The 16,201-nt window shown below is 60.7% G+C and carries 11 protein-coding genes; all 11 read right to left on the bottom strand.

Annotated elements, in window-relative coordinates:
* Window positions 1-131: 131 nt before the first annotated feature.
* The 11 genes from rplW to DW732_RS04825 all read right to left on the bottom strand — a co-directional run bounded on the left by rplW (window position 132) and on the right by DW732_RS04825 (window position 15,892).
* Window positions 132-419, bottom strand: coding sequence for a 50S ribosomal protein L23 (gene rplW, locus DW732_RS04775; protein WP_006235033.1), 288 nt, complete (start codon window positions 417-419; stop codon window positions 132-134).
* A complete protein-coding gene (rplD, locus tag DW732_RS04780; RefSeq protein ID WP_006235032.1) occupies window positions 420-1,046 on the bottom strand; it encodes a 50S ribosomal protein L4 in 627 nt (208 codons plus the stop codon). It abuts the gene before it with no gap.
* Window positions 1,047-1,092: 46 nt separating this feature from the next.
* Entirely contained in the window at window positions 1,093-1,713 is a 621-nt protein-coding gene (gene rplC / locus DW732_RS04785; protein ID WP_089572481.1) for a 50S ribosomal protein L3, read from the bottom strand.
* A 456-nt stretch (window positions 1,714-2,169) separates the two neighbouring features.
* Entirely contained in the window at window positions 2,170-2,796 is a 627-nt protein-coding gene (locus tag DW732_RS04790; protein ID WP_158567355.1) for a histidine phosphatase family protein, read from the bottom strand.
* Window positions 2,797-2,835: 39 nt separating this feature from the next.
* Complete coding sequence (locus DW732_RS04795; protein WP_118098953.1) at window positions 2,836-3,990, bottom strand: cation diffusion facilitator family transporter; 1,155 nt, start codon at window positions 3,988-3,990, stop codon at window positions 2,836-2,838.
* A 139-nt stretch (window positions 3,991-4,129) separates the two neighbouring features.
* The gene (gene rpsJ, locus DW732_RS04800) at window positions 4,130-4,438 is read right to left on the bottom strand and encodes a 30S ribosomal protein S10 (protein WP_022094184.1); all 309 of its coding nucleotides are present in this window, start codon (window positions 4,436-4,438) and stop codon (window positions 4,130-4,132) included.
* 60 nt (window positions 4,439-4,498) lie between these two features.
* Complete coding sequence (gene fusA / locus DW732_RS04805; protein ID WP_118098954.1) at window positions 4,499-6,598, bottom strand: elongation factor G; 2,100 nt, start codon at window positions 6,596-6,598, stop codon at window positions 4,499-4,501.
* 19 nt (window positions 6,599-6,617) lie between these two features.
* Window positions 6,618-7,091, bottom strand: a complete 474-nt coding sequence (gene rpsG, locus DW732_RS04810; RefSeq protein WP_006235013.1) for a 30S ribosomal protein S7 — start codon at window positions 7,089-7,091, stop codon at window positions 6,618-6,620.
* A gap of 74 nt (window positions 7,092-7,165) precedes the next feature.
* The gene (gene rpsL, locus DW732_RS04815) at window positions 7,166-7,543 is read right to left on the bottom strand and encodes a 30S ribosomal protein S12 (protein ID WP_006235012.1); all 378 of its coding nucleotides are present in this window, start codon (window positions 7,541-7,543) and stop codon (window positions 7,166-7,168) included.
* Between the two features lie 438 nt (window positions 7,544-7,981).
* Complete coding sequence (locus tag DW732_RS04820) at window positions 7,982-12,457, bottom strand: DNA-directed RNA polymerase subunit beta' (protein WP_199569748.1); 4,476 nt, start codon at window positions 12,455-12,457, stop codon at window positions 7,982-7,984.
* Window positions 12,458-12,463: 6 nt separating this feature from the next.
* The gene (locus DW732_RS04825) at window positions 12,464-15,892 is read right to left on the bottom strand and encodes a DNA-directed RNA polymerase subunit beta (RefSeq protein ID WP_233539369.1); all 3,429 of its coding nucleotides are present in this window, start codon (window positions 15,890-15,892) and stop codon (window positions 12,464-12,466) included.
* Between the last annotated feature and the right edge of the window lie 309 nt (window positions 15,893-16,201).

A 16,201-nucleotide genomic window follows, 5' to 3' on the forward strand; every position in this document is an offset into this window, starting at 1 on the left:
GAGGTTCTGCCTCGGGTGCGATGACACCGGACGTATACACGGTTCCGGGCGTGTCCATTTTATACGCCCAAAACCTTGAGCTCTCGCCTCCCCTATTTGGGAGGCATGAGCTCACTCAACAGCAGCGAGTCTTAGGCCTGGTTGCCAAAGACCTCGATGGTGTCGCCCTCGGCCAGCGTGACGATGGCCTTCTTCCAAGAACGGGTCTTGCCGGCGACATAGCGCACGCGCTTGGTCTTGGGCTTGACCGTCAGGGTGTTCACGCGAACGACCTTGACTCCGAAGATCTCCTCGACAGCGTCCTTGATCTGATACTTGTTAGCATCCTTGGCGACCTCGAACGTGTACTTGTTCTGCTCCATGCCGGAGAAGGAACGCTCGGACACGATCGGACGGATGATGATCTCGTGGGCGGTCATTTATGCAAGCACCTCCCCGAAGTGAGCGGCGATGTCGGCGGGCATCAGCACAGCGTTGTTGTTGACGAGATCGTAGGTGTTGGCCTCGTCGGCGGTGATGATGAACGTCTTGGGAATGTTGCGGAACGACAGGTAGGCGTTGACGTCCTCATCGCGAACGATGATGGTCAGACGCTTGCCCTCAAGGCCGAGAGCCTTGAGCATGGCAACGGCAGCCTTGGTGGAAGGCTTCTCGAAGCCGTAGTCGTCGACGAGCACGAGCTCGCCATCGGCCAGCTTGGCGGACAGCGCGGAGCGCATAGCCAGCTTGACCTCCTTGTTGTTCATACGCTTAGCGTAGGAACGGGGCTTGGGGGCGAAGACGACGCCACCGTGACGCCACTGGGCAGCACGGATGGAACCCTGGCGGGCACGGCCAGTACCCTTCTGACGCCAAGGCTTCTTGCCGCCACCGGAAACCTCAGAGCGACCCTTAGCAGACTGGGTGCCCTGACGCCAAGAGGCCATCTGGCACTTGACGATGTGGTGCATAACGTGGATGTTCGGCTCGATGCCGTACACCTCAGCGGCGAGCTCGGCCTCGGCGACCTTCTTGCCCTCGCTGTTCTTTACTTCAAACTTTGCCATTTAAGTGTTCTCCTTGGTATGACGCTGGGCTAAATGGGCTGGGCCCTTAGGCCATACGGATGGCGACGAGACCATTCTTGGCACCCGGGACAGCGCCCTTGACCAAGATGAGGTTCTGCTCGGCATCGATGCGGACAACGGAAAGGTTCTTGACGGTAACGCGCTCGTTACCCATGTGACCGGCCATCTTGACGCCCTTGAGGACGCGCGCAGGATAGGCGCACTGACCGATAGAACCGGGGTGACGCTGGAAGTGAGAACCATGCGTCATAGGACCGCGGCGCTGACCCCAGCGCTTGATGCGACCCTGGAAGCCCTTACCCTTGGAGGTGCCGATGACGTCGACCTTCTCGACATCGGCGAAATCAGCGACGGTAACGACCTCGCCGACCTTGTGCTCCTCGCCGTTCTCGACGCGGACCTCACGAAGGAAGCGGACAGGCTCGACGCCAGCCTTGGCGAAGTGACCAGCCATGGGCTTGTTCACGTTCTTGGCCTTGATGTCGCCGAAACCGATCTGGACGGCGTCATAGCCGTCGGTTGCCTGAGTTTTAACCTGCGAGACAGCGCAGGGGCCAGCCTGGATGACCGTGACGGGAACGACGTTGTCGTTCTCGTCCCAAACCTGGGTCATGCCAATCTTGCGGCCGAGAATCATGCTGATCAAGATATGATCCCAACTCTCGCGTGGTCTTGGGACAATGCGTACACCACCGAGCGTACGCCCCTAGAGGACCACTACTTACACAACGTGCTCCCCAGCCTTGTATTGTGCCCGAACTACCTGACAACCCTATTAAGCAGGCATTTTGTCCAGCCAGAATACTCCCCTGGTTTCACACAGCTGTTTAGTATACACGGCTGCGGGCGTATCCATCGAGATTCATATTTCACTCACATTGTTTACGCAGGTAAAGTGCGTGGAGTCGCCTGGGCTTTGGCGGAGGGGCGGGCCCGAGACTAATTAAGGTTGCTGCTCTACAGTCCTGCTCACGACGGAGAGCACATTAAGTGCTCTCCTGTTCGTGCGGAACTCGCGACAACCTTAATTAGTCTCGGGCCCGCCCCTCCGCCAAAGCTCGGGAGACGACACGTTGATGTCTGCTTAACCCTGCTCGCTCAGCTAATTACCTTGTTGGGGGTCCACTATTTGCTGGAGGGTGAACTTGCATTGCATTGGCTCGCCTTCTGCTTGTGGCTTCGCCTCATCGAAATCGAAGATCATGATGGCACAGTTGGGGAGTTTTGCTGGGAGCTCAAAGCCCTCTGGGGCTGCGGCCTTGATGAATTGGCGGCTGGCGCTGCCGTGGCTTACTGCTAGGAGGGTCTCGATATCCTCGGCGCTTATGAGATTGGTGAGGGTGGCTACCATGCGTTCTTGCAACGCTTTGCTTCCCTCTCCTCCAAAGGGGACCAAATCCTCGCCCGGATCCCAGACGTCGGTGGGAAGGGCATCGTGGGGGCCTTCTTCGAAGGTACCGTAGCTGCGCTCGATGATGCCTTCGCAGGGTTCGACGACTGCGTCCGAGCCGAGGAGTTCGGTTGCGACGAGACTTGCCGTGTCCATAGCTCGGCCTAAGGGCGATGAGACCGCTTTGTCGGGGACGACGTCGTGGCCCTTGAGCCATGCGGCCGCCATTCCCGCTTGTTTGCGGCCTAGGTCGGTCAACGGTGAATCGCAGCGGCCCTGGACCAGCTTTTTGACGTTGAATTCCGTCTGGCCATGGCGGAGCAGATACAGCCTCTTCATGTTCTCCCCTTCTGCATACATTACTTTGCCGACACAGCCCTACTCGTGGGCATGGCCTACGTAGTCTTCGTCAATCGTAATCTTGGCAATCGACTTAGGATATTCGGATTCGACCCTCTGGGCCAGCGTGTGCTTTACGTCTTCGGCACTCATCTGCAGATCCGAGGGACGCACGCAGTCAAAGATCACGTTGGTGTGCGTAGGGCCCGGCACGCAGCGCAAGTCGTGAATCGAAAGGCGGCTATCGATCTGTTGAGCCATAGCGTTAATGCACAAACGCATGCTCGCCACCTTGGGGTCGTCGGTCACGATGGGGTCGTAATGGAGCGTGACGATCATGCCGTCTTCGTCCTTAAACGACTGTTCGATGTTATCGAGCGTGTCATGGCTCTCTAGTGGACTGACCTCAGCTGCCATCTCGGCGTGGGCGCTCGCAAACTTCCTGCCCGGACCGTAATCGTGAACCATCAGGTCATGCACGCCCAAAACACCGGGATAACTCATGATCTTGCCACGGATATGCTTGACCAGTTTGGGGTCGGGTGCTTGGCCCAAAAGCGGGCTCACCGTATCTTGGATAAGCTCAAAGCCGCTCCAGCCAATATAGGCGCCAACGGCAAGGCCGACCCAGGCATCAAGATTGACATGCGTCACCTGAGAAACAATCGCACATGCCAGCACAGCACCCGTGGCAAGAACATCGTTCTTGGAATCCTGAGCCGTCGCATGCAGCGTCTCGGACTCAATACGGTCGCCGAGCTTTTGGTTGAGGGCCGCCATCCACAGCTTAATGACCATCGAAAGCAGCAGGACCGCAACCAGGGCAAGCGAGAACTCAACTGGCTCGGGATGGATGATGCGTTCAACCGAGGATTTGATTAGCTCAAGGCCGATGAGCAGCACGAGCGCCGCCACGACCAGGCCCGAGAGATACTCGTAGCGTCCATGTCCGTAAGGATGCTCAGGGTCCGCCGGCTTACTCGCCAGCTTAAAGCCAAGCACGCTCACGATGTTTGAGCTGGCGTCGGACAGGTTGTTCATGGCGTCCGCCACGATTGAAACCGACCCCGACAGCACGCCAATTACGCCCTTTGCAGCGCAAAGTGCCACATTGGCGATAATGCACACCACGCCCGTCAACGTGCCCACGCGCGCACGGTCACCTTGTGCTCGTTTAACAATCCACTCGGCCATCTTTACCTGCCCCCAACAGCGTTACTCATACACCCGTTTGTCGAATAGCTCAGTAGTGTAGACCCTTTACAGCATCGATACAAAAAGGCCGCAACCCAAAGGGCTGCGGCCTTATCAATCGTGCGATCGAGCAAAAAGCTTAGAGCTTGATGTCGATATCGACACCAGCGGGAAGGTCGAGACGCATGAGCGAATCAACGGTGCCCGAGGTGGGGTCGAGGATGTCGATGAGGCGCTTGTGGGTGCGCATCTCGAACTGCTCACGGGAGTCCTTGTTCACGTGCGGCGAGCGGATGACCGTGTACAGGTTGCGCTCGGTGGGCAGGGGGACAGGACCGGAAACGCGAGCACCGGTCTTCTGAGCGGTCTCGACGATGAGCTTCGCGGACTGATCGACGACCTCGTGATCATAGCCCTTGAGGCGAATGCGGATCTTCTGGGTAGCCAACTTAAACCTCCAAAGAGTGCGAGAGATGTTCTCGCGGATTACGTAACAGGGAGCTCGAACTTAGGCGTTCTTGCTCATGACCTCGTCCACGATGGACTTGGGCGCGGGCTCATAAGAGTCGAACTGCATCGTGTAGGATGCACGGCCCTGGGTCTGGGAGCGAAGGTCGGTAGCGTAACCGAACATCTCGCCCAGCGGCACCTTGGCACGGATGAGCTTGCTGTTCTTGCGATCTTCCATGCCCTCGATCTTGCCGCGGCGACCGGAGAGGTTGCCCATAACGTCGCCCATGTACTGCTCGGGGGTCTCGACCTCGACAGCCATTATCGGCTCGAGCAGCTGCGGGTCAGACTTCTTGAGAGCGTCCTTGATAGCCATGGAACCGGCGATCTTGAAGGCGGCCTCGGAGGAGTCGACCTCGTGGTAAGAACCGTCGAACAGGGTGACCTTAACGTCGAGGACCGGGAAGCCGGCGATAACACCGGTGTTCAGGGCCTCCTGGATGCCCTTGTCGATGGACGGGATGTACTCCTTGGGCACGACACCGCCGACGATAGCGTTGACGAACTCGTAGCCGAAGCCCTCCTCCATCTTCTCGAGCTTGATGACGGCATGGCCGTACTGACCGCGACCACCGGACTGACGGACGAACTTGCCCTCAGCCTTCTCGACGTCGTGACCAGCGGTCTCGCGGTAGGCAACCTGGGGCTTACCAACGTTAGCGTCAACCTTGAACTCGCGGAGCAGACGGTCGACGATGATCTCGAGGTGCAGCTCGCCCATGCCGGCGATGATGGTCTGACCGGTCTCGTGGTTGGTGGACACCGTAAAGGTCGGGTCCTCCTCGGCGAGCTTGGTCAGAGCCAGAGACATCTTGTCCTGCTCGGCCTTGGACTTGGGCTCAATGGCAACGTCGATAACGGGCTTGGCGAACTCGATCTTCTCGAGGACGATCTCCTTGCCCTCGGCGCACAGGGTGTCACCGGTGGTGGAGTTCTTGAAGCCGACGCAAGCGACGATGTCGCCGGCGGCAGCGTCATCACGGTCGATACGCTCGGCGGCGTTCATCTCGAGGATGCGGCCGAGGCGCTCGCGCTGACCGTTGGAAGCGTTGACAACGTAGGAGCCGGACTCGGCACGACCGGAGTAAACGCGGACGTAGGTGAGCTTACCGACGAACGGGTCGGTCATGATCTTGAAGACCAGGCCGGAGAAGGGCTCGTCGAAGTCAGGATGACGCTCGATCTCCTCGCCGGTGTCCGGATCGGTACCGGTGACGGCCTTGACGTCGAGCGGGCTGGGCAGGTAGTCGACAACAGCGTCGAGCAGCTCCTGAACGCCCTTGTTCTTGTAGGCGGAACCCACGAAGACGAGGTTGAGCTCGTTGGCCAGAACGCCCTTGCGCAGAGCGGCCTTGAGCTCCTCGACGGTGAAGTCCTCCTCCATGAGGATCTTCTCCATGAGCTCGTCATCAAAGCTGGCAGCGGCGTCGAGGAGCTCCTCGCGCTTGGTGGCAACGATGTCAGCGAACTCAGCCGGGATCTCGTCCATCGGCTCGGGGTAGGTCATGCCCTTCTCGTCGGCCTTAAAGTCCCAAGCGGTCATGGTGACGAGGTCGATGACGCCCCAGAAGTTGTCCTCGGCGCCCATCGGGACCTGAGCGGCCACGGCGTTAGCGTCGAGACGATCCTTCATGGTCTCGATAGCGTTGAAGAAGTCAGCGCCCACGCGGTCATACTTGTTGATGAAGGCGATGCGGGGGACGTTGAAGGTAGAAGCCTGACGCCAAACGGTCTCAGACTGGGGCTGAACGCCGGCAACGGCGTCGAAGACGGCGACAGCGCCATCGAGGACGCGCAGGCAGCGCTCGACCTCGGCGGTGAAGTCAACGTGGCCCGGGGTGTCGATGATCTGGATGCGGTAGTCCTTACCGTCCTTGTTCCAGAAGCAGGTGGTAGCAGCGGAGGTAATGGTTACGCCGCGCTCCTGCTCCTGAACCATCCAGTCCATGGTGGCAGCGCCCTCATGGACCTCACCGATCTTGTGGGTCTTACCGGTGTAGTAAAGAATACGCTCGGTCGTGGTGGTCTTACCGGCATCGATGTGGGCCATAATGCCGATGTTACGGGTATCGGAAAGCTTGTACTTAGGCTTAGCCATGTTAGTTCCTTACCTTAACTTACCAACGATAGTGAGAGAACGCGCGGTTGGCCTCGGCCATCTTGAAGACGTCCTCACGCTTCTTGACGGAAGCGCCCAGGCCGTTGGAAGCGTCGAGGATCTCGTTGGCGAGACGCTCGGCCATGGTCTTCTCCTTGCGAGCGCGGGAGAAGTTGACGATCCAGCGGATACCCAGAGCGGTGGAACGACGGGAGTTGACCTCCATCGGGACCTGATAGGTAGCGCCACCGACACGCTTGGGCTTAACCTCGAGCGTGGGCTTGACGTTGTCCATAGCCTTCTTGAAGGTAGCGAGAGCGTCGCCGCCCTCGGACTTCTCGGCAACGATCTCGAAAGCGGTGTAAACGATGCGCTCAGCGGTGGCCTTCTTGCCGTCAAGAAGGACCTTGTTGATGAGCTGAGTCACCAGGCGGTTGTTGTAAACGGCGTCAGGCTGAACCTCACGACGATTAGCTGCTGCACGACGCGGCATGTGAAATCTCCTTAAGTGTCTACCGTGCGGCGCTCAAGACGGCACACGGCGAAAGTATCAAAACGTTATCTGGCTTATTTGGCCTTGGGGCGCTTAGCACCGTACTTGGAACGGGCCTGCATACGGTTCTGGACCGGAGCAGCGTCATAGGCGCCACGGATGACGTGATAACGGACACCAGGGAGGTCACGGACACGACCGCCACGGACGAGCACGATGGAGTGCTCCTGCAGGTTGTGGCCCTCACCCGGGATGTAAGCGGTAACTTCGATGCCGTTGACGAGGCGAACACGGGCAACCTTACGAAGAGCCGAGTTCGGCTTCTTGGGGCTCGTGGTGAAGACGCGGGTGCACACGCCACGCTTCTGGGAGTTGTGCTGCAGAGCAGCGTTCTTGGACTTCTTGGGCACGGAACGGCGGCCCTGGCGAACCAGCTGGTTAATAGTAGGCAAAGCGTACTCCTTCTCGAATGATTCCAGCTTTCTGTAAAGTGCAACGGCTTGAATCGAGGGGTCAGCATCCCCCTACGAAACACGCAGTTCGATAGGATACGTGGCGTTAGCTGTGCCGTCAACAGACCACGCCGCCGGGCGTATCCCAAAATTGGCACATTTCCGCAAAGCCTACACAAACGGAATCCCCTCCTGTGCGCGGGGTTGGACTCCCGGTCCGGGCGGCCCGCTGGTTAAGTTTGCTGCTCTACAGTCCTGCGCAAGACGGAAAGCACATTAAGTGCTTTCCTTTGCGTGCGGAACTCGCGACAAACTTAAACAGCGGGCCGCCCGTTCCGGGAATCCGACGTGCTCGTCGGGGCAACGTTCCTCACCAAAAAAGACCCGCTCCCCTGTTGGGAAGCGGGTCTTTGGAAGGGCGGTTAACGTACTAGGAAATTACTCCTCGTCGTTGTCCTTGGCCTCTTCGGCGTCGTCGGTGTCTACGAGCTGGTTGAGCAGCTCGTCGAGGGAAGCCATGTCCTCGTTGATGGCACCATTGGCGGGAGCCTTCTTGTCGTCGATCGGAGCGCCCAGGAGCTCCTCCTCGTCGTCGGCGTGATGCGTCGGAGCGGAGGTGCCCAGCAGGATGTCGTCCGGACCGTCGGGGCTAAAGACCATCTGCAGCAGCTGCGAGAGGTCTTCCTCGTCGGCGACGTCGTCGTTGTTCTCGAGGATGTAGAGCAGGTCGTGGGCCTCCAGACCGTCACGGAGCTCCTCGATCGCCTTGGCACCGATACCATCGATGCGCAGCAGATCCTCCTCGGACTTGCCGACCAAGTCGCCGACCGTCTCGATGCCGACCTCGCTGAACTTGTTGGTCCAGCGCTGCGACACGCCCAGGTCGTCGAACAGGTACAGGCGAGCCTTCTCGGCGGAGATGGTGTGGCCGTTGCGGGTGAACGAACCGTCAGCACCACCGAACTCATCGTAGCCGGCCCAGTCGAGCTGCTGCGGGAGCTGCTCGTCCAGGTCCTTGAGCTCCACAGGAGCCCACTCGGGCAGCGACTTGGCGTTGGGCGAAGCCGGGCCGTCGATGTCCACGTAGCCGTCGGCCGTGCGATACGTCAGCTTGGCGTTGGCGTACGGCTTGAGGCCGGTACCAGCCGGGATCTTCTTACCGACGATGACGTTGGACTTAAGGTCGAGCAGGTGGTCGACCTTGCCCTCGATGGCAGCCTCGGTAAGGACGCCAGCGGTACGGATGAACGAAGCGCTCGACAGCCAGGAGTCGATGTTGGACGCGACCTTGAGCGTACCCAGGATGACGGGCTCGGCCACGGGAGCCTGACCGCCCAGGCGGGCAACGCGCTCAACCTCGTCGGCGAACTCATAGCGGTCGACGTACTGACCAAGCAGGTACTTGGAGTCGCCGGGGTTGGTGATCTGAACGCGACGCAGCATCTGACGTGCGAGCACCTCGATGTGCTTGTCGTTCAGGTCGACGCCCTGGCTGGTGTAGACGTCCTTAACGCTCTCGACGAAGGTGTGCATCGTCGACTCGATGTCGGTCAGCTTGCGCAGGTTGCGGAAGTTGACGAAGCCCTTGGTGATCTGGTCGCCGGCGCGAACCTCGCAGCCGTCCTCGATCTCGGGCATGAAGCGCACCGAAGCGGGGACGCGACGCTCGTCGAGAACACGGGTGTGATCCTCGGAGTCGGTGAGCGTCAGCACGTACTCGGACTTCTCGGGCTTAATCGAGAGGTGACCGGAGTACGGAGCCAGCTCGGCCTCGCGACCCAGAATCTTCTCGTTGACGTTGCCGACGATATCGAACATACGGCTGACCGTAGGCAGACCCTGCGTAATATCGTCGACGCCAGCGACGCCGCCGGAGTGAATGGTACGCATCGTAAGCTGCGTACCGGGCTCGCCGATGGACTGGGCGGCAATAATGCCGACGGCAGTACCGATGGCGACCGGACGACGGGTGGAAAGATCCCAACCGTAGCACTTCTGACACACGCCGTACTTGGAGCGGCAGGTGAGCAGCGCGCGGAGCTTGACCTTCTTGAGGCCCGCATCGACCATCTTCTGGATGTCGGCAACCTTCTCGATGTAGCCGTCCTGTTCAAAGAGCACGGTGCCATCGGGAGCCACGACGTCCTGGATGAAGCAACGGCCGACGAGGTCGGTGTTGAGGTCGGTGGTGCCGGGGATGATGAGGTTGTAGGTAACGCCCTCGTGCGTACCGCAGTCCTCCTCGCGGACGATGACGTCCTGGGCCACGTCGACCAGACGACGGGTCAGGTAACCAGAGTCCGAGGTGTGGGATGCGGTATCGACCAGGCCCTTACGGGCGCCGTAGGTCGAAATGAAGTACTCGAGTGGCAGCAGGCCCTCGCGGAAGTTCGCCTTAATGGGAAGGTCGATCGTCTCGCCGGACATGTCTGCCATCAGGCCACGCATGCCGCCGAGCTGACGCAGCTGGGTCTTAGAACCACGGGCGCCGGAGTCGGCCATCATGTACAGCGGGTTCTCCTCGTCGAACATGTCGAGCATGAGCGCTGCAACCTTATCGGTACAAGCGGTCCACTCGTTAACGACTTCGATGTGGCGCTCCGTCTCGTTGATGAAGCCCTCCTCGAAGTACTCGTTGATCTGGTCGACGTTGGCCTGGGCGCGGTCGAGCAGCTCCTGCTTCTCGGCAGGGATGAGAGCGTCCCACACCGAAATGGTGAGGCCGGCGCGGGTAGCGTAGTGGAAGCCGGAGTACTTGATGGCGTCGAGGATCGGACCGACCTTGGCCTCGGGGTAGCGATCGCAGCAGTCTGCAACCAGCTTGGCCACGTCGCCCTTGACCATCTTGTAGTTCATGAACTCGTAGTCTTCGGGCAGGCACTGGCGGTTGAAGATGATGCGGCCGATAGAGGTCTCGAAGCGCGCGGTCTTGTTGCCGGTGACGTCGAAGTCGACGAACTCGTTCTTGCCGTTCTTGACGCGGAAGATACGGGTGCCGTCCTCGTTGATGACGTTGGCGTTCTCGGCGGACACGCGGACCTGAATCTTGGCCTGCATGTCGACCTCGGAGCGGCAGTCATAGGCGTGCAGCGCGTCGTCGAAGCTCGAGAACACGTGGTTCTCGCCCGGCAGGCCGTCGCGAACCTGGGTCAGGTAGTACACACCGATGATCATGTCCTGCGAGGGAATGTTGACCGGCTTGCCGGATGCCGGCGAGCGCAGGTTGTTCGCAGAGAGCATGAGCACGCGAGCCTCGGCCTGAGCCTGGCTGGACAGCGGCACGTGGACAGACATCTGGTCGCCGTCGAAGTCGGCGTTGAAGGGCGAGCAGACCAGCGGGTGCAGGTGGATAGCCTTGCCCTCGACCAGCACCGGCTCAAAGGCCTGGATGGACAGACGGTGCAGAGTCGGTGCACGGTTGAGCAGTACGACGCGGCCGTCGATGACCTCTTCGAGGATGTCCCACACAAAGGTGGCACCGCGGTCGATAGCGCGCTTGGCGCCCTTGATGTTCTCGACCTTGCCGAGCTCGACCAGGCGCTTCATGACGAAGGGCTTGAAGAGCTCCAGCGCCATGGTCTTAGGCAGACCGCACTGGTGCAGCAGCAGCTTGGGGTCGGTAACGATAACCGAACGGCCGGAGTAGTCGACACGCTTACCCAGCAGGTTCTGACGGAAACGACCCTGCTTGCCCTTGAGGGCCTCGGCGAGCGACTTGAGCGGGCGACCGCCACGGCCAGAGACCGGGCGACCACGACGGCCGTTGTCGAACAGGGCGTCCACGGACTCCTGGAGCATGCGCTTCTCGTTGTTCACGATGATCGCGGGGGCGTCCAGGTCGAGCAGGCGCTTGAGTCGGTTGTTACGGTTGATCACGCGACGATACAGGTCGTTGAGGTCGGACGCAGCGAAGCGGCCGCCGTCGAGCTGGACCATCGGGCGCAGATCGGGCGGAATGACCGGGATGACGTCCAGGATCATGTTCGCGGGGCTGTTGCCGCCCTTCAGGAAGGCGTCAACGACCTCGAGGCGCTTAACGGCCTTCTCGCGCTTCTGCTTCTGGGAATCCTCGTCGGCGATGATGGCCTTAAGCTTCTCGGCCTCGGAAGGAAGGTCGATGGCAGCGAGCAGGTCGCGGACGGCCTCGGCACCCATGCCACCCTTGAAGTACATGGAGTAGTAGCGGGTCATCTCGCGGAACAGCGGCTCATCGGAGATGAGGTCGCGCTCGGTGAGCTTCATGAAGGCGTTGAAGGCGTCCGTGCGGAGCTGCTTCTCGTCCTTGCACTCTTCCTCGATGTCGACGATGCCAGAGGCGATCTCCTCAGGGGTCAGCGGTTCCTCGTCGGAGAACTCGTCAAAGTTCTCGGGGTCGCCCTGCTCCTTGAGGGACTCGATCTGGCGGGCGCACTCGGCATCGATCTCTTCCAGATCGGCAGCGAGCTCCTCGCGCAGGTCGTCGGCGTCGGCCTCGCGAGCCTCGTAGTCAACCTCGGTGATGATGTAGCTGGCAAAGTACAGAACCTTCTCGAGGTCCTTGGACTTGATGTCGAGCATACGGCTCATCGGGAAGCTCGTGGGGCTCTTGAAGTACCAGATGTGGGACACCGGAGCGGCGAGCTCGATGTGGCCCATGCGGTCGCGACGCACCTTGGCCGAGGTGACCTCGACGCCGCAGCGCTCGCAGACGATGCCCTTAAAGCGGATGCCCTTGTACTTGCCGCAGGAGCACTCCCAGTCCTTGGCGGGACCGAAGATCTTCTCGCAGAACAGGCCGTCCTTCTCGGGCTTGAGGGTACGGTAATTGATGGTCTCCGGCTTCTTGACCTCACCGTGCGACCAGGAACGGATCTGGTCGGCGGAGGCAAGGGAGATCTTTACCGAGTCAAAATCAGTAGCTTCGAAATCTGCCACAGTCAACTACTCCTTATCAGTGGTCGTGGCGGCGACGGCCTCGGGTGCCTCGGCGGTCTCGGCATCCTGGGCCTCGACGTCGGCGTCAATGCCAGCAAGCGCAGCCAGGTCGTCGAGAGCAGAGGTCTCCTCGGCGGTCACAGGGGCGGAGGCGTCCTCGTCGGCATCGTGCATGGGCTCGATGTCCAGCGCGAGGGAGCGAATCTCCTTAACGAGAACCTTGAAGGACTCGGGGATACCCGGGACAGGAACGTTCTCGCCCTTGACGATGGACTCGTAGGTCTTGACGCGGCCCACGGTATCGTCGGATTTGACGGTCAGGATCTCCTGCAGGACGTTGGAAGCACCGTAAGCGTACAGTGCCCAAACTTCCATCTCGCCGAAGCGCTGGCCGCCGAACTGAGCCTTGCCGCCCAGAGGCTGCTGGGTAACCAGGCTGTAAGGGCCAGTCGAACGAGCGTGGATCTTGTCGTCGACCATGTGGCCGAGCTTGAGGATGTAGGACGTACCAACGGTAATGGGCTCGCGGAACTCCTCGCCGGTGCGGCCGTCGAACAGGCGGGTCTTGCCGCGCTCGTCAAGCTGGGTGACGAACTCGGGGCGCATGTGATCGCCAAAGGCAGCGGTGGCCTTGTTGAGCATGTTCTTGTTGGCACGACGGATGACCTCGGCGATCTCGTCCTCCTTGGCGCCGTCGAAGACGGGCGTCGCGGTGAAGAACGGGCCGGGGACATACTTGTCGGAGTCGGCCTGCTCGGTATCCCAACCGCAGGCAGCAGCCCAGCCAAGGTGGCACTCGAGCAGCTGGCCGACGTTCATACGCGAAGGAACGCCCAGCGGGTTGAGGATAACGTCGATCGGGGTACCGTCAGCCATGTAGGGCATGTCCTCGACCGGCAGAACGTTACAGATAACACCCTTGTTGCCGTGGCGGCCGGCGATCTTATCGCCCTGCTGGATCTTACGACGCTGGGCGACGTAGACGCGCACCTGCTCGTTGACGCCGGGAGCCAGGTCGTCGCCGTTCTCGCGGCTAAAGCGGACGACGTCGATGACGCGGCCGTAAGCGCCGTGAGGCATCTTGAGGGAGGTGTCGCGGACGTCGTGGGCCTTGGCACCGAAGATGGCGCGCAGCAGGCGCTCCTCGGCGGTCAGAGCGCTCTCGCCCTTAGGCGTGACCTTGCCGACCAGGATGTCGCCAGGGCCGACCTCGGCGCCGATGCGGATGATGCCGTCCTCGTCGAGGTTGGCAAGCATGTCCTCGGAGAGGTTCGGGATCTCGCGGGTAATCTCCTCGGGGCCGAGCTTGGTGTCGCGAGCGTCGATCTCGTGACGGGTGATGTTGATGGTCGTCAGCAGGTCCTCGGCCACCAGGCGCTCGGACACGACGATACCGTCCTCGTAGTTGAAGCCTTCCCACGGCATGTAGGCCACAGTGAGGTTCTGACCCAGTGCGAGCTCGCCATGATCGGTCGAAGGACCGTCAGCCAGGGGCTCGCCCTGCTCAACGGTGTCACCGACACGCACGAGCGGACGGTGGTTGATGCAGGTGGACTGGTTGGAGCGCTGGTACTTGGCCAGGTGATACTCGTCCATGCCGCCGGCATGCTTGACGATGATCTTGGCGGCGTCGGCAAAGATGACCTCGCCGGCGTTCTTGGCCAGGGTGACCTCGCCGGAGTCCAGGGCGGCGCGACGCTCCATGCCGGTACCGACATAGGGAGCGGCAGGGTGAACCAGCGGCACGGCCTGACGCTGCATGTTAGCGCCCATCAGCGTACGCTTGGCGTCGTCGTGCTCCAGGAACGGAATCAGCGTGGCTGCGACGGAGAGCATCTGACGCGGCGAGACGTCCATGTAGTCGACGTCCTCGACAGGCACGTCGGCGGGAGCACCGAAGGAGCCGTCGAAGTCGCGGGTACGGGCGATCACGGTGTGCGGACGAACGATCTTGCCCTCGGCATCGGTTGTGATGAACTCGTTGGTCTTGGGATCGAGCGGCGTGTTGGCCGGCGCGATGACGTGCTTCTCTTCCTCGTCAGCGGTCATCCAGTCGATCTGGTCGGTGGCAACGCCGTTCTCGACGCGACGGAACGGAGCCTCGATGAAGCCGTACTCGTTGACGCGGGCGTAGAGGGCAAGCGAGCCGATCAGGCCGATGTTGGGGCCTTCGGGGGTCTCGATCGGGCACATGCGGCTGTAGTGCGAGTTGTGAACGTCGCGGACGGCCGTCGGCACGTTGGTGCGGCGGCTGGAGCCCGACTTGTGGCCGGCAAGACCGCCAGGGCCGAGTGCGGACAGACGGCGCTTGTGGGTCAGACCGGTCAGGGGGTTCGCCTGGTCCATGAACTGCGAGAGCTGCGAGGAACCGAAGAACTCCTTGATGGAGGCCACGATCGGGCGGATGTTGATGAGCGACTGCGGGGTGATCTCGTCGATGTCCTGGGAGCTCATGCGCTCACGGACGACGCGCTCCATACGGCTCATGCCAATACGGAACTGGTTGGCGACAAGCTCGCCGACGGTGCGGATGCGGCGGTTGCCAAAGTGGTCGATGTCGTCGACCTTGAAGCCCTGCTCGCCGGCAGCGAGGGACAGCAGGTAGCGCAGCGTCGCGACGATATCCTCGTCGGTGAGCACCGTGACCTCTTCCTCGGTGGTGAGGTTGAGCTTCTTGTTGACCTTGTAACGACCGACGCGGGCCAGATCGTAGCGCTGCGGGTTGAAGAGCAGGCCCTCGAGCAGGCTGCGGGAAGCGTCCACGGTGGGAGGCTCGCCCGGGCGCAGGCGACGGTAGATCTCGATGAGGGCGTCCTCGCGAGTGAGGGCGGTATCGCGCTCGAGGGTGCGCTTGATCACATCGGAGTTGCCGAGCAGCTCGATGATGTCGTCGTTGGTGACGGCGATGCCAAGGGCGCGCAGGAACATCGTGGCGCTCTGCTTGCGCTTACGGTCGATGGAGACCATGAGCTGATCGCGCTTGTCGACCTCAAACTCAAGCCAGGCACCGCGGGACGGAATGATCTGGGCCTTGTAGATCTGCTTGCCCGAATCCATCTCGGAGCTGTAGTACACGCCCGGGGAGCGGACGAGCTGCGAGACGACGATACGCTCGGTACCGTTGATGATAAAGGTGCCCTGATCGGTCATCATGGGGAAGTCGCCCATAAAGACGAGCTGCTCCTTGATCTCGCCGGTCTCCTTGTTGGTGAGACGGACGTCGGTCAGAAGCGGAGCCTGATAGGTCATATCCTTCTCGCGGCACTCCTCGACAGTGTGCGCGGGGTCGCCGAACTGATGCTCGCCGAAGGTAACCTCGAGAACATGGTTCTGGCTCTGGATGGGGCTGGATTCCTTGAACGCCTCACGAAGGCCCTCGTCCTTAAAACGCTCAAAGGATTCCCTTTGAACAGAGATAAGGTTGGGGAGCTCCATGGCCTCCGGGATTTTCCCGAAGCTGACGCGCTTGCGCTCAGTGGCAGTGTATGCGTAGGTCACCAGGTTTTTCCTCCTTCACGGAAATGCTCGGTGGGTTGGCGAGGCATAGCTTCGCCAGTTATCGCAACCTAATAGTTTATCAGGTACCGACCGTTGGGCAAGAAAAGCCTTGACGCGATTGAGTTTTTGGAGTAGCAAAGTTTTTCAACAGAAAACGAGCAGGTAGATGGTGTTGTATCGAACATGCGTTCATATATTTTCTGTGAACACACACTCCCCTGCAGGACAACGACGGCCTCCCGCAAC

This window comes from Collinsella sp. AM28-11LB (genome assembly GCF_003469895.1).
Taxonomy (GTDB): Bacteria; Actinomycetota; Coriobacteriia; order Coriobacteriales; family Coriobacteriaceae; genus Collinsella.